We start from the raw sequence: 24586 nt of genomic DNA, 5'->3' as shown, positions 1-24586 counted from the left end.
CCAAAGAAATCATTTAAAACTTTTTTCCAAAACCTTATCAATCAGTCCATATTCTTTAGCTTCTTGTGCTGACATGAAAAAATCTCTTTCTGTATCTTTTGCTATTTTTGTAACTTTTTGCTTAGTATTTTTTGCCAAAATATCATTAAGTATAGTTTTAAGTCTTAAAATTTCTTTAGCTTGAATTTCAATATCTGTGGCTTGACCTCTAGCTCCACCTAAAGGTTGATGAATCATAATGCGTGAATTAGGCAAAGCAAAACGTTTTCCTTCTGCGCCACAACTAAGCAAAAATGCTCCCATAGAAGCAGCTTGTCCTATGCAAATCGTACAAACATCAGGTTTGATATAGTTCATAGTATCATAAATACTAAAACCACTTGTAATGACACCGCCTGGAGAATTGATATAAAGATAAATATCTTTTGTAGGATCTTCAGCTTCTAAAAAAAGAAGTTGTGCTACGATAGAAGCAGCAAGTTCATCATGAATTTCGCCACTTAGCATAATAATTCTATCTTTTAAAAGGCGTGAGTAAATATCATAACTTCTTTCACCACGACTGGATTTTTCAATAACATAAGGAATAAACATTATTTATCTTCTTTCTCTTTTTTGCTCGTTTTTTCCAATTTTTCTGTTTTTGGCATAAAAATATCATTAAAAAGTTTTTCTTCAATTAAAGCCATTTTCACAGCAGGTAAAGCTCCTTGTTTTTTATAGTTTTCTAAATGCTCTTTTGGATTCATACCATAGCGATATGCTTCAAAATAAATCGCTTGAATCAATTCTTGATCATTTACTTCAATCTTGCGCAATTTTGCAAGCTCATCAATAATAAAAGTAAGTTTTACACTTTTTTGCGCTTCTTCTTTAAAAGAATCACGTTTTTCTTGATATTTTTCTTTACTTGCTTTAAGCTCTTCAATTTCTTTTTCACTAAAAGTATTAAAAGCTGCACGCATTTGCATATCAGTTTCTTGTTCTACTATGCTTTTAGGTAAATCAAAATTATATTTTTCAATCAAAGCATCTGCAAATTTACCTTTTAATTCGTCATTTACAAGTTTAAAAAGCTTTTCATTTTTGATTTGCTCTTTTAATTTTTCATCTAAAACTTCAACACTAGTTTTTTCTTCTCCTGGTAAAAGTTTTTTAAGCATTTCATCATCAAGCTCTGGAATTTTAAGCTCTTGAATTTCATGTAGTTTTACTTTAAATACCGCATCTTTACCTGCTAAATGCGCTGCACCGTATTCTTTAGGGAAAGTTACTTTGATATCTTTTTCTTCACCTATTTTCATTCCTATCATACCATCTTCAAAACCTGGAATAAATTGCTTAGAACCAATTTCTAAAACATAATTTTCAGCTTTACCACCTTCAAAAGCTTTATCATCTACAAAACCTTCAAAATCAAATTTTGCAAAATCACCTTCTTTTAAAGCTCTTTTTGTTTTTATAGCTTCAGGAGTAGCAAAACGCTTTAAAAGTTCATCTTTTTTCTCATCAATTTCTTTTTTACTTACTTTTGGAGTTTGATATTCAGGGATGAGTTTTTCATAACCCTCAAGTTTAATTTCAGGTTTAAAAGAAAGTATTAACTCAGCAATAATTTCTCCATCTTTACGATCAAATTTTTCAAAATATGGCTCACCTACAAGCTCTTTACTTTCTTTTTTAAGTTCTTGTAAAGCACTATTTACAGCAGATTTAAAAAGATTTTGTTCTGCGTCTTGAGTGAGTTCTCTTTCATATCTTTTAAGTACAGCACTTACAGGAACTTTTCCTGGTCTAAACCCATCCATTTTTACGCTTTTAGAAGCTTTTTTTGCTAAATTTTCTACTTCATTTTTAATGATTCCTGAAGGAATTTTTACACTAGCAGTCGCATTAACAGAATCTAGTTGCTTTGCCTTTACTTCCATAGTTTTTTTCCTTATAAAATAAAATTTGCTTTCAATCATAGCAAATTTTTCCTTATTACTTGCATAAAATTTTAAAGTAATTTATGATAAAATTGCAATATTACATTATTATTAAAATAATAAAAATATTTTTGGAGAAAAGTTTGCAAAAAAAATTTGAAGATTGTGTTAAAACTATGCTTGAAATTATAGGAGAAAATCCAAATCGTGAAGGACTGATTAAAACACCAAATCGTGTTTTTAAAGCTTATGAATTTCTTACTAGTGGTTATACGCAAAATGTCAAAGATATTTTAAATAATGCTTTATTTGAAAGCTCTAATAATGAAATGGTTTTGGTGCGTGATATAGAATTTTACAGTCTTTGCGAACATCATCTTTTACCTTTTTTTGGGCGTGCTCATGTAGCCTATATCCCTAATAAAAAAGTAGTAGGTTTAAGCAAAATTCCACGCCTTGTAGAAGTGTTTGCAAGAAGACTTCAAATTCAAGAACAACTTACCGAACAAATCGCACAAGCTTTAATGGAAAATGTCGATGCAAAAGGTGTGGGTGTAGTCATAGAAGCAAGACATATGTGTGTTGAAATGCGTGGAGTACAAAAAGCTAATTCCACCACTACAACTTCAGCTTTGCGTGGAATTTTCTTGAAAAATGAAAAAACTAGAGAGGAATTTTTTTCTCTCATAAACTCTGCTAAACAGGTAAGATTTTAATGAATCTTGAAAAACTACGTTCCAAACTTGGTAAAGAAAATTTAAGTGCTATTTTTGGAGAGATTACAAAAATTTCTGCTACAAGTATAGAAATTCGTGGGCTTAAAACAGGGGTTGGAGATATAGTGAAGTTAGTTTCCAATGAAAATGAAAATTTAAACACTCTAGCTATGGTTGTAGAAATCAAAGAACAATTTAGCTATTTAAGCCCATTTTCTTTTATAGAAGGTTTTAAGATAGGCGATCGTGCTTTCATAAGTGATGCAGGTATGCAAATAGGCGTTAGCGATGAACTTTTAGGCAGAGTAGTAGATCCTTTTATGCGTCCAAAAGATGGTAAAGGAGCTATAGAAGTAAGTAAATATATGCCTATAATGCGTGCACCTATTGATGCGATGAAAAGAGGGCTTATAGAAGAAGTTTTTCCCGTGGGTGTTAAAACCATAGACGCACTTTTAACTTGTGGTGTAGGGCAAAAACTTGGTATTTTTGCAGGAAGCGGGGTAGGAAAATCCACTCTTATGGGAATGATAGTTAAAAATTCCAAAGCTCCTATAAAGGTAGTGGCACTCATAGGAGAAAGGGGGCGTGAAATTCCTGAATTTATACAAAAAAATTTAGGCGGAAAGCTCGATGATACAGTGATTATTGTTGCTACAAGTGATGATAGTGCTTTGATGCGTAAATACGGTGCTTTTTGTGCAATGAGTGTGGCAGAATACTTTAAAGAACAAGGTAAAGATGTACTTTTTATCATGGATAGTGTAACGCGTTTTGCTATGGCGCAAAGAGAAATAGGACTAGCTCTTGGAGAACCTCCTACAACCAAAGGTTATCCACCAAGTGTTTTAAGTCTTTTGCCTCAACTCATGGAAAGAACGGGTAAAGAAGAAGGTAAAGGCACTATAACAGCCTTTTTTACCGTTTTGGTAGATGGAGATGATATGAGCGATCCAATTGCTGATCAAAGTCGTTCTATCTTAGATGGACACATTGTTTTAAGTCGTGAATTAACAGACTTTGGAATTTATCCTCCTATTAATATACAAAACTCTGCTTCAAGGGTGATGAGTGACATTATAAGTCCTGAACATAAACTTTGGGCAAGAAAATTTAAGCGTTTAAACTCGCTTTTAAAAGAAAATGAAGTATTGCTTCGCATCGGTGCCTATCAAAAAGGAAGTGATAAAGAACTTGATGAAGCTATTTCTAAAAAAGAATTTATGCAAAAATTCTTAGGGCAAAATCCTGAAGAAAGCTTCGAATTTAATCAAACTTTAGAGCTTTTAAGTCAAATTGATACACCAAATACTCCTTTGCCACCAACTCAAAATATAAATGTAGGAAGTGCAAGTGCAACCTTGCCTAATCCTAATTTAAAATAAAATTATTTAATAAAATAATCCCCATCAAAACTGATTAAAGAATATTTCCTTTCATCGCCTATGCTTTGGGTTAATTCTTCTATGCTTAAAAAACTTAGCGTATCAGCTTCTACATATTCACGCACTTCTTCAGTATTTTTATTTGCGCTGATAAGTTCTTCAAAAGTTGGAGTATCTATGCCATAAGTATCAGGAAATTTGATCTCAGGACAAGCTATGGCAAGATGGATTTTGCTTGCTCCTGCAGCACGAAGCAAAGAAATTATTTTTTTAGAAGTAGTGCCACGCACCAAGCTATCATCAATGACTACAATTTCTTTGCCTTCTAAAACTTTACGCATAGGATTAAGTTTTAATTTTACTTTTAAATTTCTAAGCTCTTGAGTTGGCTCTATAAAAGTTCTTCCTACATAATGATTTCTTACTATTGCCATTTCAAGAGGGATTTGTAAATATTGCGCAAAACCTATAGCTGCACTTACTCCACTATCTGGCACAGGCACGACAAAGTCTGCTTTATAAGCAAATTTTTTAGCTAAAGCTTCGCCCATTTTTTTACGCACTTCATACACGCTTTTGCCTTCTACTATGCTATCAGGTCTAGCAAAATAAATGTATTCAAAAGCACAAATTCTAGGAGTTTGAGAAAAAAGTTCTATACTTTCAAATTTATCATTTCCTTGAGTAAAAATAAGCATTTCCCCTGGTTTAACATCACGAATAAATTCAGCCTCTATAAGATCAAAAGCACAAGTTTCACTAGCAACTATATAGCCTCCATCTTTTAAACGTCCTAAAGATAAAGGACGTACTCCATGAGGATCTCTTACAACATAAAGTTTATCTTTGCTTGCTAAAACAAAACAATAAGCCCCTATACATTCTTTTAAACTCTCAATAAATCTATCTTTTAAGCTTTCTTGCTTACTTCTTGCGATAAGATGGACAACATTTTCTGTATCCATATTGGTTTGAAAAATAGCCCCATCTTGAATAAGTCTTGATCTTACTTCTTCTTTATTAACTAAATTTCCATTATGCGCTAAAGCAATATCACCTAAAACCGAAGTAGCTGCTATGGGCTGAGCGTCATTTAAACTTGAATTTCCTGCTGTAGAATAGCGATTATGCCCTATAGCGATTTCACCTTCTAAAGTTTTTAGATTATCAGGATTAAAAATTTGACTCACTTCACCTTTAGCTTTAATAGTCTTAATATTTTTACCATTACTCACACTAATACCACTTGCCTCTTGCCCACGGTGTTGCATAGCAAAAAGCGCATAATACGCATAAGTGCTAGCATTTTTTGAATTGATAACTCCTACAACTGCACACATTTTAAATTCCTAAAAAATCATTGATTGAATACATTTTTGCTTCTTGCTTACTAAGCCAAATAGCGATTTTAATCGCACCTTTAGCAAAAGTCGCCCTTGAAGTAGCGGTATGATTAAGTTCTAAAAATTCTCCATCTTCATAAAAACCTACTGTATGGCGTCCTACTATATCGCCACCCCTTAAACTCATCACGGCAATCTCATCTTTGCTTCTTTCACCTATAATGCCATCTCTTCTACTTACTCTTACTTTTTCAAGTTCTAAATTTCTAGCTTTTGCTACACTTTGGGCTAAAGTCATAGCTGTACCACTTGGGGCATCTTTTTTATGGCGATGATGCATTTCTAAAATTTCTATATCAAAATTTCTTAGCATTTGACTCGCTTTACTAGCAAGATAGTTTAAAACTGCAACACCTAAAGACATATTGGTCGCATAAAAAATCGGCATCACTTCACTAGCACTTTGCATCAAATGTAAAATTTTCTCATCAAGTCCTGTTGTACCTATTACCAAAGGTTTAGGCATAGTTCTTGCATAATTTAAAAGCTCATGAGTTCCACTTGGGGAAGAAAAATCAATAATCACATCGCTTTTTTCAAAAAGCTCTTCTAAATTTCCACCCTTATTATAAAGTATCGAAATTTGTGCTTGCGTTTCGCTTTTTAAACATTCTTCAATCTGTTTTCCCATGCGTCCTTTAGCGCCATAAATTCCTATTTTAATCATCTTTTTCCTTGAAAATAAAATATTGATTTTAGCATTTATTTTGTAAATTTTAAATAATAAAATTAAGCTTTATAATTTTTTAATTTATATAAATTATCTAACAATTTTGCTTCTTCTCCTAAGCCCTTGCTATGATAAAATTTTAAATTTTTACTAAGATATTTTTGCTCTACCCAGCCACCAAAATCATGTGGATAAAGATAGTTTTGTTTTTCTTGATGATTGTTGTTAAGATAATTAGGTATTTCTAAAGCTTCATTGTTTTTTACATAGTTTAAAGCTTCATTGATAGCTTTGTAGCTTGCATTGGATTTGATTGCGCTTGCTAAATAAACTACGCATTGGGCTAGGATAATTCTTGCTTCAGGATAACCTATATTTTTAACAGCTTCCAGAGTCGAAACTGCTAAATTTAAAGCATTTGGATCGGCATTTCCGACATCTTCACTTGAAAAAATCACCAAACGCCTAGCGATAAAATCCGCACTTTCTCCTGCATCAATAAGTCTTGCAAGATAATAAATAGCTGCATCAACGTCACTTCCACGTAAACTTTTTATCATTGCACTTGCTAAGATATAATGTGTATTTTTTGAGCTAACACCCTCACTATTTATGGTGTTGCGAAGTTTTTTAAGATTTTCAAGACTGATATGTTTTTCATCTAAAACCAAGACAAATTCAAGCAAATTTAGCATAGCTCTTGCATCAGCACTTTTAAGTAGAAAATCTTTAGCTTCTTTATCAATATTAAATTTCATTTTTTCTTGTACACGCAAGAGTAAAGTTTCAAGTTCCTTTACCCCTAAAGATTTAAATTCGAAAAGCATGGAACGACTTCTTATACCAGAACTTAAAACAAAATAGGGATTTTCAGTGCTTGCACCGATTAAAATTAAACGGTAATTTTCCATAGGAATTAAAAGCATTTCTTGTTGGGTTTTGCTAAGGCGGTGAATTTCATCAATAAAAATTAAAGGCTTATAAAGACTATTTTTATAATTATCTAAAATTTTTCTTAGTTCTTCGAGTTTAAAATTTCCTCCATCAAATTCATAAAAATCTAAGCCAAATTCTTTTGCTACAACTCTAGCAAAAGTTGTTTTTCCAGAGCCTGCTGTTCCAAAAAAAATACTATGAGGAAGTTTTTGTAAAGCAGTAAATTTTTTGAAAATTTCTATAAGCTCATATTGTCCTAAAATATCATCAAAATTTTCAGGGCGAAAGGTTAAAGCTAGGCTCATTAATTTAAATCCATATTTGAAAATTCACTACCATTAATTTTTAGCTGAGGATTGGCTAAGCTATCATAAGATAAATTTAGAAAAAAGTTATTATTTTCTTTTAAAAAATATTGATTTAAACCTCCATAATCCTTTGTCCAAGGAAAAATTTCATCTGGCTCATCTGAACTGATAACTTGTAATTTTGCTTGATAAGAGTTGTTAATATTTAAATTGCCTTGTAGACTGATATTTTGTTGATTTTTTTCAAGAATTAAATTTTGTATTTTTAGATCAAGATTTTTTTGAATAAAATGAGAAATATTGAAATTTGAGTTAAGAAATTTATTTATGGTTATGTTAAATTTTGTTTTGTCAAAATTCAAATTTTGACCCAATAAAGATTTAAGATCAATATCAATTTCATTAGATTTTCCTTGTATGTTTAAGTTTATTGTTGAATTTTCTTCATTAAAATTTACTTGGTTTTTGCTATAAAAAGAATTGATTTTATTGTTATCTAGCACAAGATAATCAAAGTTGATTTGTTGTTGGCTATCGCTAAATAAATTTAACTCATAAAATTGTACAGGATTGTTAAAAAATTGTTCGTAATTTAAATTTTGCAATACAAATTTAGTATAAAATTGAGAAAAATCAATCATATCAAAATGTATTTTAATGTTTTTAATTTCTAAATTTTTATTCATTAAAGCTTCAATATATCCGCCGTTTATGATGGTATCTCCGCCTTCATTGCTTAAATTTATATCTTTAATATTTAGAAATATTTTAGAGTTGTTATCGTGTAATTTGAGAGTAAAAGTTCCTAATTTATTGTTTTTTAACACTTCATCTAAAAAATCAAAAGGATTTGTAAAATTTCCTTTTATAATTTTATTTAAGAAAAAATAATTATTAAATTTAAGGTTGATTTTGGTTGAAAGCTGTGTATGAGAGTGATTTAAAGTAAAACTTCCTTTAGAAGTTAAAAAACCTTTTTTGAAGTAAATATCTGTAATTGTATAATCAGGATTGCTGTTTTTAATAAATTTATTAAATAAAAGTTCGTTAGTGTATTCTATATAAAATATATGAATAATAAAACCTAATATAAAACAAAAAACAATAAAAATCCATTTTTTCATTATTTGCCTTAGATGAAAATATAAGTGTTATTTTATAAATTGCTTGTTAAAAAAGAGTTTAAATTTTTATTTAAGAGTGATGAAGTAGTTTAGTAAAGAATGATTTTTATAAATCCCTTGTTAAGGGATTTATATTAATAAGCTTTTTTATAACATTGAATTTCAATTTTTCTAGCTACTGGAATAGCCTGAGTATTTGGTGTAGCAGGTGTTCCATAAGAAATTTTACTTTCTAAAAAATTTCCAACCTGTAAATCTTTAAAAGTTCCATCTTTATCTGTTCCAAAAATACCACAATCATCCATTTCTATTTCGGTATTTGGTAGAACTTTTATAGCCATTTGTCCGCCATAAATAGAGTCAATAAGCAAGGTTTTATTGTTATCATAAATTTGTGCAATAGTACCTTCAAGTTTTAGACTATCTGCAAAAAGCATTGAGCTAGCTAAAAGTGCTGATGTAAATAAAATACTTTTTTTCATAATTATTTCTCCTTGTAATGTAAAGTGATAACATTATAAACTTTTTAAGTGAAGTGAATGTGAAGTTAAAATTTTGACTTTTTAGTTTTGATAATATTATGCAACTTATTATATTTTGACTATCGTTACTTCTAGTTGTAAATTTAAAAGAGTGAATACTTTATCAAAAATAATTAAAAATTATTTTTTATTCTTGTTTAAAATAGTTACATTAGAAAATATATTTTTTCCAAAAAGCTATAAATTTAAACACATATAAGTTGGACTTAAAATATCCATTTTATTATTGAATAAAAATGATACAAAAGGATAGGATATGGAATTTTTTTTAGCTTTATTGGGTTTTTTCTCATTAGGATTGATAGTTTGGCTTTTGCTAAAAGATTATACTACTCCGGCATTAGCTTTTATAAGTGTAAGTATTAGCGTAGCTTGTATTTTACTTATTCTTGAACAGCTTGGTTTTGGCGTGGGTGCAGCTTTAGGGGTTAAAGGAGGTGTTTTTGATATTAAAACATTGGTTGCTTTTATTAAAGATGGAGTCAAAAGCGTAACGGATACGGCAGCTTTGTTTGTTTTTTCTATACTCTTTTTTAGTGTTTTAAATGCAAGTGGTTTTTTTACTAAAATTTTAAATGCGTTTTTATCAAAAATGAAAGCTAATGTATATCAAGTTTGCATTCTTACTGTTTTTATTACTGCTGCTGTGCATTTAGATGGTTCAGGTGCTTCTACTTTTCTTATTGTAATACCTGCATTATTACCTATTTATGAGCGTCTAGGTATAAGAAAGACTTCAATGTTATTGATTATTACTTCGGCTATGGGGGTTATGAATGTTATTCCTTGGGGTGGTCCTACTTTAAGAGCGGCTACTAATATAGGAATGGATGCAAATTTGCTTTGGCACCATATTATACCTATTCAGATTGTAGGTTTGGTATTATCCCTTCTTTTGGCAATTTGGATTGCTAAGATAGAAATAAAAAGAGGTGCAGGCGCAGGTAACTTGTCGGGAATAAATTTAAATATAGAAAAAAGCGAACACCATAATGAAAAATGGTTTTGGTTAAATTTACTTGTAGCTATTGGGGTTATTGGGCTTTTAATTAGTGGTATTTTTCCTAGTTATATTTGCTTTATGATAGGACTTGCAATAATTTTACCGCTTAATTATCCTAATTTAAAAATAGCTAAAAAAGTTTTAGATCGTGCAAGTGCTGGTGCAATGCTTATGTATATTACTTTAATTGGTGCTGGGATATTAATAGGCGTATTTGATAAAAGTGGTATTATGGAGAAAATGGGTGTTTTGATTTTAAATTTTGTTCCAGATTATTTAGGCGCTTATATTCCTTTGATGGTAGGGATATTAGCTGTTCCAATGGCAATTATTTTTTGTACAGATTCTTATTTTTATGGAGTGATGCCTATAGTTTTGAGTGTAACTAAGGCTTTTGGCGCTGAACCTTTGACTATAGCTATTATCATGGTGATAGCAAGAAATTGTGCGACATTTATTTCTCCTGTTGTGCCTGCAACTTTGCTAGGTTGCGGTTTAGCAGAGGTTAATATTAAAGATCATATCAAAAGAAGCTTTTTTTATATATGGGGTATAAGTATTATTTGCTTGATTTTTGCTGAGGTAGCTGGGATAATATAATTAAAATAAAAAAACTTTTGATTTTTCAATGATTGGTTCATTGTTTTATGATATTTTTGAGTCAAAAATTTATAAAAATATAAGCGTTTTTTTGTATTATTTTATTTTGCTTTAGAGAAAAATTATAAATTTAAACTTATAAGAATATTTTTTAACGTTGAAAGTAAATTTTAAAACGGAGAAATGATGTACAAAAAACAAAATTTACCAGAACTTACCTTAAGGGGTTTGATTTTGGGAAGTATTTTAACTATTATTTTTACAGCTTCAAATGTATATTTGGGGTTAAAAGTGGGACTTACTTTTTCATCATCAATTCCAGCTGTGGTCATCTCCATGGCGGTTTTGAGTCTTTTTAAGACTTCAAATATTTTAGAAAATAATATGGTTCAAACTCAAGCTTCAGCAGCAGGAACTTTATCATCAGTTATTTTTGTTATCCCAGGACTTTTTATGTGTGGGTATTGGAGTGAATTTCCACTTTGGCAAACTTTTATGATATGTCTTTGTGGTGGTGGACTTGGAGTGCTTTTTACTATACCATTAAGAAGGGCTATGGTAGTTGAAAGCAAACTTGCTTATCCTGAAGGTAGGGCCGCAGCTGAAATTTTAAAAGTAGCCAATAAAGATCAGAGTAATAAAAAAGGAAAACAAGGTATTAAAGAAATAGCATTAGGCTCTTTTATAGCTGCTATTTTTAGTTTATTAAGCAATGGTTTTAAACTCGCTGCAAGTGAGAGTAATTTTGCTTTCATTTGGAATAAAATGGCTTTTGGTTTTTCTATGGGATATTCTTTGGCACTTTTAGGAGCAGGTTATTTAGTCGGTTTAGCAGGTGCTATAGCTCTTTTTGTAGGTATGTTTTTAGCTTGGGGTATTTTTACTCCCTATCTTTCAAATTTTGAATTCGATAGTGCAAAAAATGCCGTAGATTTAGCTTCTAGTGTATGGAGTTCTAAAGTAAGGCTTATAGGAACAGGAGCTATTGCTATAGCAGCGCTTTGGACTTTAATAGAACTTTTAAAACCCGTTATTGAAGGTATTAAAGAAATTGTTAAAAATGTTAAAATTACTAATCAAGAAAAAAATGAAAGAACAAATATAGACCTTTCTTTAAAAAGTATTTTTATACTTTTTGTTTTAATGGTTGTGGGTTTATTTATTACTTTTTATAGTTTTGTTGAAGATGCTAACTTAAGTATTTATTATCAAATGCTATTTTCATTTGTTGGAACTTTAGTTTCTGTTTTAATAGGTTTTTTTGTTGCAGCAGCTTGCGGATATATGGCAGGACTTGTAGGATCTTCTTCTAGTCCTATTTCTGGAATCGGACTTATTGGTGTTATTATTTCTTCTATTGTTTTTTTGGTTTTAGGTGTGGAACTTTTTCAAGATCCTATGCTTTCTAAATTTGCAGTAGCGTTAGCTATTTTTACTACTAGTGTTATTTTGGCTACAGCTGCTATTTCGAATGACAATTTACAAGATTTAAAGACAGGGCATTTAGTCGGAGCTACTCCTTGGAAGCAACAAGTTGCTTTACTTGTAGGCTGTGTTTTTGGTGCTTTGGCTATAGTTCCTGTTTTAAATTTGCTTTATCAAGCCTATGGTTTTGTTGGGGCAATGCCAAGAGAAGGTATGGATGCTTCATCGGCTTTAGCAGCACCGCAAGCAAATTTAATGAGTACTATCGCTCAAGGAATTTTTCATCACAATATAGAGTGGGGTTATATGGCTTTTGGTGTATTTGTAGGAATTTTAATGATTATTATAGATAAAATTTTAAGAAGAACACAGAAAATGTCTTTGCCGCCTTTAGCCGTTGGAATAGGTATTTACCTTCCGCCTGCTGTAAATATACCTTTAGTTATAGGCGGAATTTTAAAATATATTGTAATGCAATACTTGACTAAAAAATATGCAAAAAATTCTCATAAAGAAGAAAAACTTGCGAGTTGTGAGCAAAGAGGCACGCTTTTTGCTTCAGGGCTTATAGTGGGTGAAAGTATTTTTGGGGTAATTATCGCAGGAATTACTGTATTTTCAGTAAGTATGGGTGGTAGTGAAAATCCTTTAGCTTTAAATTTAGCAAATTTTCATGATAGCGAGCTTTTCGCGCTTATCTTTTTTGTTGGCGTTGTATTATATTTCATTAAGCGTATTGTTAAAAAAGATGCTTAATTTTTGGGGTTAAAACCCCATTTAATCCATTCTGATATAATTTTTCTTTTGCAATTATCATTCAAGGATTAAAATGGAAAATTTATATGCTTTAATACTTGGAATTATAGAAGGTCTGACTGAGTTTTTACCTGTTTCTTCAACAGGACATATGATTTTAGGTACGACTATTTTAGGTATTGATATAGATGAGTTTTGGAAAAATTTTTTGATTATCATCCAGCTTGGTTCTATTTTGGCGGTAATTTTTGTATTTTGGCGTAAATTGTTTCAAGGGCTTGATATTTGGTTAAAACTTGCAGTGGGATTTTTTCCTACTGGAGTTATAGGGCTTTTTGTGGCAAAATACTTAAATGCTTTATTTAATGGTTGGGTTGTGGTTGGAATGCTCATTTTTGGTGGTGTTGTGCTTATTTTTATAGAACTTGCGCACAAAAATAAACAATATCGTATCAATTCCTTAGAAGAAATAAGTTTTAAACAAGCTTTTTGTATAGGTATTTTTCAATCTTTAGCCATGATTCCTGGCGCTTCAAGAAGTGGAGCAAGTATTATTGGTGGGCTTTTGTTAGGATTTAATAGAAAAGTGGCTGCTGAATTTAGTTTTTTACTTGCTATTCCAACGATGATTATTGCTACAGCTTATAGTATTTATAAAGAGCCTGAATTGCTGAGTAACACAAATTCTTTAATTCCTTTAAGTATAGGTTTTATCACTGCTTTTGTCGTTGCGGTTTTAGTTATAAAATTTTTCTTAAAATTTATTTCTAAATTTAATTTTATCCCTTTTGGAATTTATCGCATTATTTTGGGGCTTATTTTCTTTTATGTGTATTATAGTGGGATTTTAAATGCTGGAAGTGAATTTAAGCTATAAATAAATATTAAATTTATTCTAAGATTTTTTTAAAAATAAGCTGAATTTCAAAAATAATTAAGTCTTAGAAAGTTAAAATTAGAACTTTATAAACACTCACAGGGTAAGTGAGCGACAAAGGGTTAAAAATATGGAAAAAGAAGTTATTGCGTATTTGGACAATGAGATAATAATTGACTCTCAAAGCGTGAAAAATACAAATTTAAAAGAAATTTATTTTGATAATTCTAAAGAAAGTTTAGAAGTGATACGCCATTCTTGTGCGCATTTAATGGCGCAGGCGATTAAGAGCTTGTATCCTGAAGCTAAATTTTTCGTTGGTCCTGTTATAGAAGATGGATTTTATTATGATTTTCGTGTAGAAAGTAAGATCGGCGAAGAAGATTTAGTAAAAATTGAAAAAAAGATGAAAGAACTTGCTGAAGCAAAGATTGAAATTTCAAAATATGAAATCACAAAAAGCGAAGCTTTGGCTAAATTTCAAAATGATGATTTAAAACAAGAAGTTTTATTGCGTATTCCTGATGGAGCTGTAAGTATTTATAAGCAAGGTGAATTTGAAGATTTGTGTCGTGGTCCTCATGTACCAAATACGAAATTTTTACGCTTTTTTAAACTCACTCGTGTTGCAGGAGCGTATTTGGGTGGTGATGAAAAAAGAGAAATGCTTACTCGAATTTATGGGACTGCTTTTGCAGATAAGGAAAGTTTGAAAGAGTATTTAACCATTATCGAAGAAGCTAAAAAACGCGATCATAGAAAGCTTGGAACAGAGCTTAAACTTTTTACTTTTGATGATGAGATTGGAGGAGGTCTTCCTATCTGGTTAAGCAATGGCGCAAGGCTTAGATCTAAACTTGAACATATGCTTTATAAAATTCATCGTTTGCGTGGTTATGAACCTGTGCGTGGGCCTGAACTTTTAAAAGCAGATGCATGGAAAATCAGTGGACATTATGCAAACTATAAAGAAAATATGTATTTTACACAAATTGATGAACAAGAATATGGCATTAAGCCTATGAACTGTGTGGGACATATTAAAATTTATCAAAGTGATGTAAGAAGTTATCGTGATTTGCCTTTGAAATTTTTTGAATACGGCGTGGTACATCGTCATGAAAAAAGTGGCGTTTTGCATGGACTTTTTAGAGTGAGAGAATTCACTCAAGATGATGCACATATTTTTTGTATGCCAAGTCAGATTAAAGAGCAGGTTTTAGAAATTTTAGCTTTTGTGGATAATTTGATGAAATTATTTGATTTTAGCTATGAAATGGAAATTTCAACTAAACCTGAAAAAGCCATAGGTGATGATGAAATTTGGGAAATAGCGACTAAGGCTTTAAAAGAAGCTTTAGATGAACAAGGTTTAAAATACGGTATTGATGAAGGTGGCGGGGCTTTTTATGGGCCAAAGATTGATATTAAAATCACCGATGCTTTAAAAAGAAAGTGGCAATGTGGAACCATACAAGTAGATTTTAACCTGCCAAGTCGTTTTAAACTCGAATATACTGATAGTGATAATGAAAAAAAACAACCTGTAATGTTGCATCGTGCGATTTTAGGTTCTTTTGAAAGATTTATAGGAATTTTAACCGAGCATTGTGCGGGTGAGTTTCCATTTTTTATCGCACCAACCGCAGTGGGTATAGTGCCAATAGGCGAAGCACATATTGCTTACGCAAAAGAAATTCAAAAAGAATTATTAGAGCTTAATATCGATAGCGAGGTGTATGAAAAAAATGAGAGCTTAAGTAAAAAAATTCGTATCGCTGAAAAGCAAAAATTACCTATGATTTTAGTTTTAGGCGATGATGAGGTGGCAAAGCGTAGCGTTGCTTTAAGAGATAGAAGAGCTAAAGAACAAAAAAATCTTAGCTTGGACGAATTTATTAAATTAGTTAAGGAGAAAATGAGTGAGGTACACTTTTGAGTAAAGAAAAAGAAGTATTGCTCAATGAAGAAATAAGAGCGGATGAAATCAGATGTGTTGGCGATGATGGCAAAGTTTACGGTATTATCAGTAGTGATGAAGCTTTAGAAATTGCAAATCGTTTAGGACTTGATCTTGTAATGATAGCTGCAGATGCTAAGCCACCTGTTTGCAAGATCATGGACTATGGTAAATTCCGTTATCAACAAGAGAAAAAACAAAAAGAAGCAAAGAAAAAACAAAAAGTGATTGATATAAAAGAAATCAAACTTTCTGTAAAAATTGCTCAAAATGATATTAATTACAAGGTAAAACATGCTTTAGAATTTTTAGAACAAGGTAAGCATGTGAGATTTCGTGTGTTCTTAAAAGGACGTGAAATGGCAACTCCTGAAGCAGGTGTAGTTTTGCTTGAAAAAATTTGGACTATGATAGAAAATGAAGCTAATCGTGACAAAGAGCCAAATTTTGAAGGTCGTTATGTAAATATGCTTGTAACTCCAAAAAAAGCTTAATCCACTTTTGTGGATAAGGCTTTTAAAGGTTTTAAATTTTGAAAGAAAATCCTTCTTTTTTAAAAGAGCAAATTATAACTTATCTTGGAAATAAAAGAGCACTTTTAAGTTTTTTAAATAAGGGCTTTAAGGTAGCTAAAAAAGAACTTGGTAAAGATAAATTTAGTTTTTGTGATATGTTTAGTGGCTCAGGTATTGTAAGTCGCTTTGCAAAGGCATACTCGAGTTATATTTTAGCTAATGATTTAGAAGATTATTCAAAACTTATCAATAAGTGTTATCTTGCTAATAAAGACAAAGATTTACTCCAAAATCTAAAAAAGTGTTATAAAAATTTAACCCAAAATTTAGATTTTCAAAAAGGTTTTATCAGTGAGCTTTATGCTCCAAAAGATGATGATGATATTAAAAAAAATGAAAGGGTTTTTTATACTTTTAAAAATGCTTTATATCTTGATACTATGAGACAAAGAATTGAAAATGAAATTCCAAAAGAATTAAAGCATTTTTTTATAGCCCCTTTAATTTATGAAGCTAGTGTGCATTCAAATACTAGTGGAGTTTTTAAAGGTTTTTATAAGGGTAAGGATGGTATCGGAAAATTTGGTGGCGAAGGACAAAATGCACTTAAACGCATTAAAGGAGAAATAGAGCTTAAAATGCCTATTTTTTCAAATTTTTCTTGCGAATTTGAAGTGATGCAAAAGGATGCAAGCATGCTTGCAAAAGAACTTGATTTTTTTGATGTGGTTTATCTTGATCCTCCTTACAATCAACATCCTTATAGCTCTAATTACTTTATGTTAAATTTAATCGCAAATTATAAAAAACCTGAAGAAATTTCCAAAATCAGTGGCATTCCAAAAGATTGGAATCGTAGTACTTTTAATAAGTCAAAATTTGCCCAAGACGCTTTATTTGAACTTATTAATGATTTAAAAGCAAGAGTGATTTTACTTTCTTATAATTGCGAAGGTTTTATAAAAAAAGAAATTTTTTTAAAGCGTTTAAGTACTCTTGGAAAATGTCGTATTTTAGAACAAAAATATAATACTTTTAGAGCTTCTCGCAATCTTAAAAATCGTAATATTCATCTTCATGAACAACTTTATATTTTAGTTAAAAATTAAATTCTTGTTGCTAAAATTATTTTTTATTTTGCATGATTAAATTAATTTTATTTTTTCAGATGTTTTGATTTTCGAGCAATAAAGATAAGGTTAAAGAGAATAATAGTTAAAATTTTTAACTTTTTTTGTTTATAATATTTGCTTTTACATTTAAAGGATAAAGATGAAAATAAAAGTTGGGATTTTAGGAGCGAGTGGTTATGCAGGTAATGAGCTTGTACGCATTTTGCTTAATCATCCCAAAGTTGAAATTTCTTATTTAGGTTCGAGTTCTAGCGTGGGACAAAATTATCAAGATCTTTATCCTAATACCCCTTTAAATTTATGTTTTGAAAATAAAAATTTAGATGAACTTGAACTTGATCTTTTGTTTTTGGCTACTCCGCATGAATTTAGCGCTAAGCTTTTAAATGAGAATTTGTTAAAAAAGATGAAAATCATTGATTTAAGTGCAGATTTTCGTCTTAAAAATCCTAAAGATTATGAGCTTTGGTATAAATTCACTCATCCTAATCAAGAGCTTTTGCAAAATGCAGTTTATGGACTTTGCGAGCTTTATAAAGAAGAGATAAAAAAAGCAAGTTTGGTGGCAAATCCAGGTTGCTATACCACTTGTTCTATCTTAAGTCTTTATCCGCTTTTTAAAGAAAAAATCATCGATTTTAACTCAGTTATCATTGATGCAAAAAGTGGAGTAAGCGGAGCAGGAAGAAGTGCAAAGATGGAAAATCTTTTTTGCGAAGTTAATGAAAATATCAAAGCTTATGGTTTGGCTTCGCACCGCCATACTCCCGAAATTGAAGAGCATTTAAGCTATGCGGCCAAAGAGAAAATCACTCTACAATTTACCCCTCATCTTGTACCTATGCAAAGAGGAATTTTAATCAGTGCTTATGCAAATTTAAAAGAGAATTTGCAAGAACAAGATATACGCGATATTTATACAAAATACTATCAAAACAATAAATTCATAAGGCTTTTACCGCCGCAGTCGTTTCCGCAGACTCGGTGGGTTAAATCAAGCAATTTTGCGGATATAAATTTTAGTATAGATCAACGCACAAGGCGTGTTATTGTGCTTGGTGCTATTGATAATTTAATTAAAGGCGCAGCAGGACAAGCTGTTCAAAATATGAATTTAATGTTTGATTTTGATGAAGATGAAGGACTTAAATTCTTTGCAAATTTGTAAAGGATAAAAATGATAATACGAGCTATGCAAAAAAGTGATTATGAAGTCGTTTATAAGCTTTGGTGCGAGATAAAAGGCTTTGGGATAAGAAGCATTGATGATAGCAAAGAAAATATAGAAAATTTTTTAGATAGAAACCCAAATCTTAGCGTTGTAGCAGTGATTGATGAAGAAATTGTAGGAAGTATACTTTGCGGGCATGATGGACGCACAGGGGGATTTTATCATGTATGTGTGCATAAAGATCATAGAAAAAAGGGTATAGCACACGAGATGACAAAATTTTGTCTCGAGGCTTTAAAAGCTCAAAAGATCAATAAAATCGCCTTAATCGCTTTTAAAAACAATGATTTAGGCAATGAGTTTTGGAAACATTATGGTTTTACTTTAAGAGAGGATGCGAATTATTACGATCTTTCTTTAAATGAGTATAATCAAACCAGCTTTAATGTTTAAGGAATGATCATGCAAAAATATTTAGAAAAAGCCAATGTCTTAATCGAAGCTTTACCTTATATACGCAAATTTAATTCTAAGATTATACTTATAAAATACGGTGGATCAGCTATGGAAGATGAAGAGCTAAAGCATTGTGTGATGCAAGATATAGCTCTTTTAAAACTTGTGGGTTTAAAGCCTATCATTGTACATGGCGGGGGAAAAGATATTTCTGCTATGTGTGAAAAATTAGGCGTAAAGAGTGAGTTTAAAAACGGTCTTAGAGTTAGTGATAAAGCCACTACTGAAGTAGCAAGCATGGTTTTAAATCATATCAATAAAAATTTAGTTCATAGTTTGCAAAATTTAGGAGTTAAAGCCATAGGGCTTTGTGGTAAAGATGGTGCACTTTTAGAATGTGTGAAAAAAGATGTAAATTTAGCTTTTGTTGGCACGATACAAAAGGTAAATTCGAAAATTTTAGAAGAGCTTTTAGAAAAAGATTTTTTACCTATCATTGCTCCTATTGGCATGGATGAGGATTTTAATACTTATAATATTAACGCTGATGACGCAGCTTGTGCGATTGCTAAGGCTTTAAGGGCTGAAAAACTTGCTTTTTTAACCGATACTGCAGGGCTTTATGAGGATTTTAATGATAAAAATTCTTTGATTTCTAAAATCAGTCTTGAACAAGCTAAAATTTTAGCTCCTAAAATAGAAGGCGGTATGCATGTAAAATTAAAATCTTGCATTGATGCTTGTGAAAATGGAGTTAAAAAGGTGCATATTTTAGATGGGCGCGTGAAGCATTCTTTGTTGCTTGAGTTTTTTACTGATGAAGGTATAGGCACTTTGGTGGGTTAAAGAATGAAAATGGATTATAAAGAACAAAGTCATATTATCCCTACTTATAAGCGTTTTGATATAGTTTTAGAAAAAGGGCAGGGGGTTTATCTTTTTGATGATAAGGCTAAAAAATATCTTGATTTTTCAAGTGGTATAGGCGTTTGTGCTTTAGGATATAATCATGCTAAATTTAATGCTAAAATCAAAGCTCAAGTGGATAAGCTTTTACATACTAGCAATTTATATTATAATGAAAACATAGCCGCTGCAGCTAAAAATTTAGCCAAAGCTAGTGCTTTAGAGCGTGTTTTTTTTACAAATTCTGGCACAGAAAGTATAGAAGGAGCGATGAAAACAGCTAGAAAATACGCCTTTAACAAAGGTATTAAGGGCGGACAATTTATCGCTTTTAAGCATTCTTTTCATGGGCGTACTTTAGGGGCTTTATCGCTTACTGCTAATGAAAAATATCAAAAGCCTTTTAAACCTTTAATTTCAGGGGTTAAATTTGCAAAATATAATGATATTTTAAGCGTTGAAAAACTAGTAAATGAAAAAACTTGCGCCATTATCTTAGAAAGCGTGCAAGGAGAAGGTGGGATAAATCCTGCAAATAAAGATTTTTACAAAGCCTTAAGAAAGCTTTGCGATGAAAAAGATATATTATTAATCGCTGATGAAATTCAATGTGGCATGGGTAGAAGTGGAAAATTTTTTGCCTATGAGCACGCACAAATTTTGCCTGATATTATGACTTCAGCTAAGGCCTTAGGTTGTGGGCTTAGTGTGGGTGCTTTTGTAATAAATCAAAAAGTAGCAAGCAATTCTTTAGAAGCAGGCGATCATGGTAGCACTTATGGGGGAAATCCTTTGGTTTGCGCAGGAGTGAATGCAGTTTTTGAAATTTTTAAAGAAGAAAAAATTTTAGAAAATGTCAATAAACTCACGCCTTATTTAGAGCAAAGTTTAGATGAGTTGATAAAAGAATTTGATTTTTGTAAAAAACGCAAAGGCTTAGGGTTTATGCAAGGGCTTAGTCTTGATAAAAGTGTAAAAGTGTCCAAGGTCATTCAAAAATGCCAAGAAAATGCACTTTTGCTGATAAGTTGCGGGGAGAATGATTTGAGATTTTTACCTCCTTTGATTTTGCAAAAAGAACATATTGATGAAATGAGTGAAAAGTTAAGAAAGGCTCTAAAGAGTTTTTAATAAATTTTGTAAAAAAAGTTTATTCTTTTCCATCTACTATAGGCACAAATAAACATTCTTCTAAAATTTCTTTTTGTAAATTTGTGCCATTTTTTCTAAGGCGTGTGATGAATTGTTTGCCATTGTGTAAAATAGGAGCGACTAAAATCCCGCCATCGCTTAATTGATCGAGTAAAATTTCAGGAATTTGTGTCGCATAAGCAGAAAATAAAATTCTATCATAAGGAGCATAATTTTTCCAGCCATTTTGTCCATCATCAAATTTTACATTGATATTAAAAAGTTCTAATTCTCTGAAAGTTTGAGCGGCTTTTTTGGCTAAATTTTCTATGCGTTCTATGGTAAAAACACGCCTTATGACTTTGCTTAAAATCGCAGCTTGATAGCCGCTTCCACAACCTATCTCTAAAATACTATCAGCATTTTTAAAATCTAAAGCCATAGTCATTTTAGCTACAGTTAAAGGTGAACTAATCCATTGAGAATTTGCCAAAGGCAAAGCATCAAGGCGATAAGCATGGGCTTTTAAAGGAGAAAAAATTTCACGCGGAATTTGACAAAAAGCATTAAAAAGCTCTTCATTGATAAAAACTTTTTGTGCAATTTCTTCAGCCATATTTTGACATCTTTTTTGTTCAAATGCGTTCATTACTTCTCCTATAAATTTAAATAAAAATTGTAACTAAAAAAGTTGAAATAGAGTTAAACTTAGCTATACTTAAATAAAAAGGAAAAAAATGCTTATAAAATTTAAAAATCATAGTCCCAAACTAGGTCAAAATGTTTTTGTTGCAGAGGGAGCTAAAATCATAGGAGAAATAGAAATAGGAGATGAAAGTAGCATTTGGTTTAATTGTGTTTTAAGAGCTGATGTTAATTTTATAAAAATTGGCAAAAGAACCAATATTCAAGATCTTAGCACGGTGCATGTTTGGCATAGGGAATTTGACGAAAAAGGAAAGTTAAAAGATGCTGGTTTTCCTACAATAATAGGAGATGATGTAACCATAGGACATAATTGCGTTATCCATGCTTGTGTGATAAAAAATCGTGTTTTAATCGGAATGAATGCTGTTGTCATGGATAATGCTTTGATAGAAGAAGATAGCATAGTGGGTGCTGGAAGCGTTGTAACAAAGGGTAAAAAATTTCCGCCACGCTCTTTGATACTTGGAAATCCTGCAAAATTTGTGCGTGAATTAAACGATGAAGAAATAAGCTTTCTAAAACAATCCGCTTTAAATTATGTGGATTTTAAAAACGAGTTTTTAAAAGATCTTCAGTGATATTTTGAAGTTTAGGCGAGAGTTTTACTTCAAATTTCACAAAACGATCAAGATCTAAAAAACTCTCATCGAGTTTTGAGATTTGCTCTTTTGTATAATCTTGAATAGTATTTAAAGATGACTTTTTAAGAAGTCTTTTTTCTTTGTAGACTAATTCTAAAAGTTCTTTGCGTTCTAAATTTTCATCTTGATTTGGGTTTTCGTCAAAAACATAAAGCTCATCAAAAAGGATTTTTTGCGTGTTTTTATCATAAACTCTAAAAAGTTTTTTAAAATGAGGTAGGGTTGATTTTTCGTTATTTTCACTGATTTTTATTTTAGGTTTTATACCTTGATCTTCTAAGGCTGCGAGTTTATAAACACAACTAAAAATAGGATCGCTTGAAGCAGTGATCAATCTTTCGCCTACACCAAAGATATCAATAGGTGCGTTTTGTTCTTTGAGTTTTTTAATGCTCCATTCATCAAGGGCGTTAGAAACTATGATTTTACATTTTTGAAGTCCTGCTTGATCAAGTTCTTGTCTGATTTTCAAACTCAACTCAAATAAATTTCCAGAATCTATTCTCACACCGCCTTCTTGGATACCAAATTCTTTAAAAACTTTAATTGCATTTTTAAGTCCGCTATTTAGACAATCATAAGTATCAATCAAAAAAACAGGATTTTTTGGATAAATTTTCACATAAGCTTTAAAAGCTTCAAGTTCATTTTCAAACATTTGCACCCAAGAATGTGCCATAGTTCCATTGATAGGGATATTATAAATTTTTCCTGCTAAAGTACAAGCACTTCCTATGCAACCTCCTATAAAAGCTGCTCTTGCCCCTTTTAAGGCCGCTTCACTTCCTTGTGCTCTGCGTGAGCCAAATTCTAAAATTTTACTGTTTTTAGCTGCACGCACGATACGATTGGTTTTGGTAGCAATAAGGCTTTGGTGGTTTAAACTTAAAAGTAAAAAAGTTTCTAAAAGCTGTGCTTCTATGGTTGTAGCTTTAATACATAGCAAAGGTTCGTTTGGAAAAATCACTTCTCCTTCACGCATAGCATAAATTTCACCTTTAAATTTAAAGTTAGCTAAAAAATCTAAAAATTCTGTATCAAAAATACCTTGTTTTCTTAAAAATTCTATATCTTCTGCATCAAAACTCAAATTTTCAACAAAGTCTAAAATATCTTCAAGACCTGCAAAAATAGCAAAAGATCCTGAATCTGGAATTTTTCTAAAAAATATATCAAAATAACAAATTTGATCTTTTTTATTGTTTTTGAAATAGCCTTGAGACATTGTAAATTCATAAAAATCACAAAGTAAGGCTAAAGAAGTTTTAGAAGTCATCAAAGCTTATACTACCCTTAGAATAATTCGTTACTTTACTTTCAAAGAAATTGCTCTTTTGATCGTTAAATTTTGAAAAATCATCTACCCATTTAATAGGATGTTTTGCATTGTATAGCTTGTCTAAATTGATTGCGCTTAATCTTTGATCTACAAGATAATGGATATATTCTTCTATGATATCATCAGTAAAGCCCATGATTTGATTTTGAGTGATGTATTTACCCCATTTGATCTCAAGATCTCCAGCTTTTTTAAACATATCATAAATTTTATTGATATTTTCATCATGGAACAAATCAGGTCTTTCTTTGCGTACTGAATTGATCATATTTTGAAATAATAAAAGATGTGTGATTTCATCTCTTTGGATAAAGCGGATCATTTGTGCTGAACCTAGCATTTTTCCTGCACGTGCAAGTGCGTAAATAGCAGTAAAACCACTATAAAAATATACTCCTTCTAAAATTTGATTTGCCACCATAGCTAAAAGAAGTTTATTATCATCTACATCGCCTGCTAATTCTTCATAAATGCTTGAAATAAAGTCATTTTTTTCACGCAAAGTTTCATCATGCTTTTCCATTTCATAAATCAAATCTGTATTATCGCAAATCGCTTCTACCATAACAGCGTAAGATTTTGAATGGTTTGCCTCTTCATAAGCTTGGCGTGCTAAAACCGCATTGATTTCAGGAGCTGTGATATAAGGGTTGATATTATCTGCTAAATTATTGGTTTGAAAACTATCCATAGAAATAAGCTGACTCCAAACTAAATCATACATTCTTTTTTCACCTGTGGTTAAATTACAGCGATAATCAAGTGCATCTTTAGTTGTATCCACTTCTTTTGGAAACCAAGTATTTGCCTCCATTAAATCCCAAAGTTTTAAAGCCCAAGTATATTTTGCCTTAGTGAAATTTAAAATTCCATGTGGGTTACCATCAAAAACTTTACGATCTCCTAGGGTTTCGTTTGAGCTTGGATTGTAAATTCTTTTTCTTTGCATTTTT

Annotated in this window: 23 protein-coding genes; 13 read left to right on the top strand and 10 right to left on the bottom strand. The window is 31.1% G+C overall.

The features are described 5' to 3' along the window. Window positions 1-9 precede the first annotated feature (9 nt). Both clpP and tig read right to left on the bottom strand, forming a co-directional pair. The gene (gene clpP / locus AJ939_RS07035; protein ID WP_002861003.1) at window positions 10-594 is read right to left on the bottom strand and encodes an ATP-dependent Clp endopeptidase proteolytic subunit ClpP; all 585 of its coding nucleotides are present in this window, start codon (window positions 592-594) and stop codon (window positions 10-12) included. Beyond that, entirely contained in the window at window positions 594-1928 is a 1335-nt protein-coding gene (gene tig / locus AJ939_RS07030) for a trigger factor (protein WP_070276488.1), read from the bottom strand. The genes clpP and tig overlap by 1 nt, the downstream gene beginning before the upstream one ends. Before the next feature lie 143 nt (window positions 1929-2071). Here tig and folE point away from each other — a divergent pair, with 143 nt between their 5' ends. Together folE and fliI are read left to right on the top strand one after the other, a co-directional pair. Continuing rightward, window positions 2072-2644: a GTP cyclohydrolase I FolE gene (folE, locus tag AJ939_RS07025; RefSeq protein WP_002880936.1), complete on the top strand. Its 573-nt coding sequence runs from the start codon at window positions 2072-2074 to the stop codon at window positions 2642-2644. After that, window positions 2644-4029 (top strand): flagellar protein export ATPase FliI, encoded by a 1386-nt coding sequence (fliI, locus tag AJ939_RS07020; protein ID WP_002854283.1) that lies wholly within the window; start codon window positions 2644-2646, stop codon window positions 4027-4029. Before folE ends, fliI begins: the two co-directional genes overlap by 1 nt. A 2-nt stretch (window positions 4030-4031) precedes the next feature. Here the strand turns inward: fliI and purF are convergent, their stop codons facing one another. The 5 genes from purF to AJ939_RS06995 all read right to left on the bottom strand — a co-directional run bounded on the left by purF (window position 4032) and on the right by AJ939_RS06995 (window position 8952). Then, complete coding sequence (gene purF / locus AJ939_RS07015) at window positions 4032-5369, bottom strand: amidophosphoribosyltransferase (protein WP_002866352.1); 1338 nt, start codon at window positions 5367-5369, stop codon at window positions 4032-4034. 1 nt (window position 5370) lies between these two features. After that, on the bottom strand, window positions 5371-6099 hold the full coding sequence (gene dapB / locus AJ939_RS07010; RefSeq protein WP_070276460.1) for a 4-hydroxy-tetrahydrodipicolinate reductase: 729 nt from the start codon (window positions 6097-6099) through the stop codon (window positions 5371-5373). 62 nt (window positions 6100-6161) lie between these two features. Beyond that, on the bottom strand, window positions 6162-7343 hold the full coding sequence (locus AJ939_RS07005; protein ID WP_070276458.1) for a replication-associated recombination protein A: 1182 nt from the start codon (window positions 7341-7343) through the stop codon (window positions 6162-6164). Then, complete coding sequence (locus tag AJ939_RS07000; protein ID WP_070276455.1) at window positions 7343-8470, bottom strand: hypothetical protein; 1128 nt, start codon at window positions 8468-8470, stop codon at window positions 7343-7345. Before AJ939_RS07000 ends, AJ939_RS07005 begins: the two co-directional genes overlap by 1 nt. A gap of 134 nt (window positions 8471-8604) precedes the next feature. Further along, on the bottom strand, window positions 8605-8952 hold the full coding sequence (locus tag AJ939_RS06995; RefSeq protein ID WP_002861010.1) for a hypothetical protein: 348 nt from the start codon (window positions 8950-8952) through the stop codon (window positions 8605-8607). 316 nt (window positions 8953-9268) lie between these two features. On the opposite strand from AJ939_RS06995, the gene AJ939_RS06990 reads away from it, so the two are divergent. The 10 genes from AJ939_RS06990 to AJ939_RS06945 all read left to right on the top strand — a co-directional run bounded on the left by AJ939_RS06990 (window position 9269) and on the right by AJ939_RS06945 (window position 20945). Continuing rightward, the gene (locus AJ939_RS06990; protein WP_002880928.1) at window positions 9269-10615 is read left to right on the top strand and encodes a CitMHS family transporter; all 1347 of its coding nucleotides are present in this window, start codon (window positions 9269-9271) and stop codon (window positions 10613-10615) included. A gap of 183 nt (window positions 10616-10798) precedes the next feature. After that, the gene (locus AJ939_RS06985) at window positions 10799-12796 is read left to right on the top strand and encodes an OPT family oligopeptide transporter (protein ID WP_079264657.1); all 1998 of its coding nucleotides are present in this window, start codon (window positions 10799-10801) and stop codon (window positions 12794-12796) included. 73 nt (window positions 12797-12869) lie between these two features. After that, on the top strand, window positions 12870-13673 hold the full coding sequence (locus AJ939_RS06980) for an undecaprenyl-diphosphate phosphatase (protein ID WP_070276454.1): 804 nt from the start codon (window positions 12870-12872) through the stop codon (window positions 13671-13673). A gap of 130 nt (window positions 13674-13803) precedes the next feature. Then, window positions 13804-15612 (top strand): threonine--tRNA ligase, encoded by a 1809-nt coding sequence (thrS, locus tag AJ939_RS06975; RefSeq protein WP_070276452.1) that lies wholly within the window; start codon window positions 13804-13806, stop codon window positions 15610-15612. Continuing rightward, on the top strand, window positions 15609-16127 hold the full coding sequence (gene infC / locus AJ939_RS06970; protein ID WP_002861015.1) for a translation initiation factor IF-3: 519 nt from the start codon (window positions 15609-15611) through the stop codon (window positions 16125-16127). Before thrS ends, infC begins: the two co-directional genes overlap by 4 nt. A gap of 38 nt (window positions 16128-16165) precedes the next feature. Further along, a complete protein-coding gene (locus tag AJ939_RS06965) occupies window positions 16166-17257 on the top strand; it encodes a DNA adenine methylase (RefSeq protein WP_002870664.1) in 1092 nt (363 codons plus the stop codon). A gap of 163 nt (window positions 17258-17420) precedes the next feature. Continuing rightward, the gene (gene argC / locus AJ939_RS06960; RefSeq protein WP_002861017.1) at window positions 17421-18449 is read left to right on the top strand and encodes an N-acetyl-gamma-glutamyl-phosphate reductase; all 1029 of its coding nucleotides are present in this window, start codon (window positions 17421-17423) and stop codon (window positions 18447-18449) included. Between the two features lie 9 nt (window positions 18450-18458). Then, a complete protein-coding gene (locus AJ939_RS06955) occupies window positions 18459-18905 on the top strand; it encodes a GNAT family N-acetyltransferase (RefSeq protein WP_002861018.1) in 447 nt (148 codons plus the stop codon). 3 nt (window positions 18906-18908) lie between these two features. After that, on the top strand, window positions 18909-19754 hold the full coding sequence (gene argB, locus AJ939_RS06950; RefSeq protein ID WP_079396354.1) for an acetylglutamate kinase: 846 nt from the start codon (window positions 18909-18911) through the stop codon (window positions 19752-19754). 3 nt (window positions 19755-19757) lie between these two features. Next, window positions 19758-20945 (top strand): aspartate aminotransferase family protein, encoded by a 1188-nt coding sequence (locus AJ939_RS06945; protein WP_079860136.1) that lies wholly within the window; start codon window positions 19758-19760, stop codon window positions 20943-20945. 19 nt (window positions 20946-20964) lie between these two features. On the opposite strand, the gene AJ939_RS06940 is transcribed toward AJ939_RS06945, so the two are convergent. Then, window positions 20965-21594 carry a protein-L-isoaspartate(D-aspartate) O-methyltransferase gene (locus tag AJ939_RS06940; protein WP_002861021.1) on the bottom strand — a complete coding sequence of 210 codons (630 nt, stop codon included), beginning with the start codon at window positions 21592-21594 and terminating at the stop codon, window positions 20965-20967. An 88-nt stretch (window positions 21595-21682) separates the two neighbouring features. Between AJ939_RS06940 and AJ939_RS06935 the strand changes: the two genes are divergently transcribed. Next, a complete protein-coding gene (locus tag AJ939_RS06935) occupies window positions 21683-22231 on the top strand; it encodes a gamma carbonic anhydrase family protein (protein WP_002861022.1) in 549 nt (182 codons plus the stop codon). Here the strand turns inward: AJ939_RS06935 and AJ939_RS06930 are convergent. Together AJ939_RS06930 and AJ939_RS06925 are read right to left on the bottom strand one after the other, a co-directional pair. Beyond that, a complete protein-coding gene (locus tag AJ939_RS06930) occupies window positions 22200-23573 on the bottom strand; it encodes a nicotinate phosphoribosyltransferase (RefSeq protein WP_074470018.1) in 1374 nt (457 codons plus the stop codon). The two genes, AJ939_RS06935 and AJ939_RS06930, sit on opposite strands and share 32 nt — an antisense overlap. Next, window positions 23560-24582, bottom strand: a complete 1023-nt coding sequence (locus AJ939_RS06925) for a ribonucleotide-diphosphate reductase subunit beta (RefSeq protein ID WP_002870660.1) — start codon at window positions 24580-24582, stop codon at window positions 23560-23562. Before AJ939_RS06925 ends, AJ939_RS06930 begins: the two co-directional genes overlap by 14 nt. Window positions 24583-24586 lie beyond the last annotated feature (4 nt).

This window comes from Campylobacter sp. BCW_6889 (assembly GCF_001762535.1).
Classification (GTDB): Bacteria; Campylobacterota; Campylobacteria; order Campylobacterales; family Campylobacteraceae; genus Campylobacter_D; species Campylobacter_D jejuni.
Note: the sequence above shows the minus strand (reverse complement) of the source record. Positions and strands in the feature narration are given on the sequence as shown.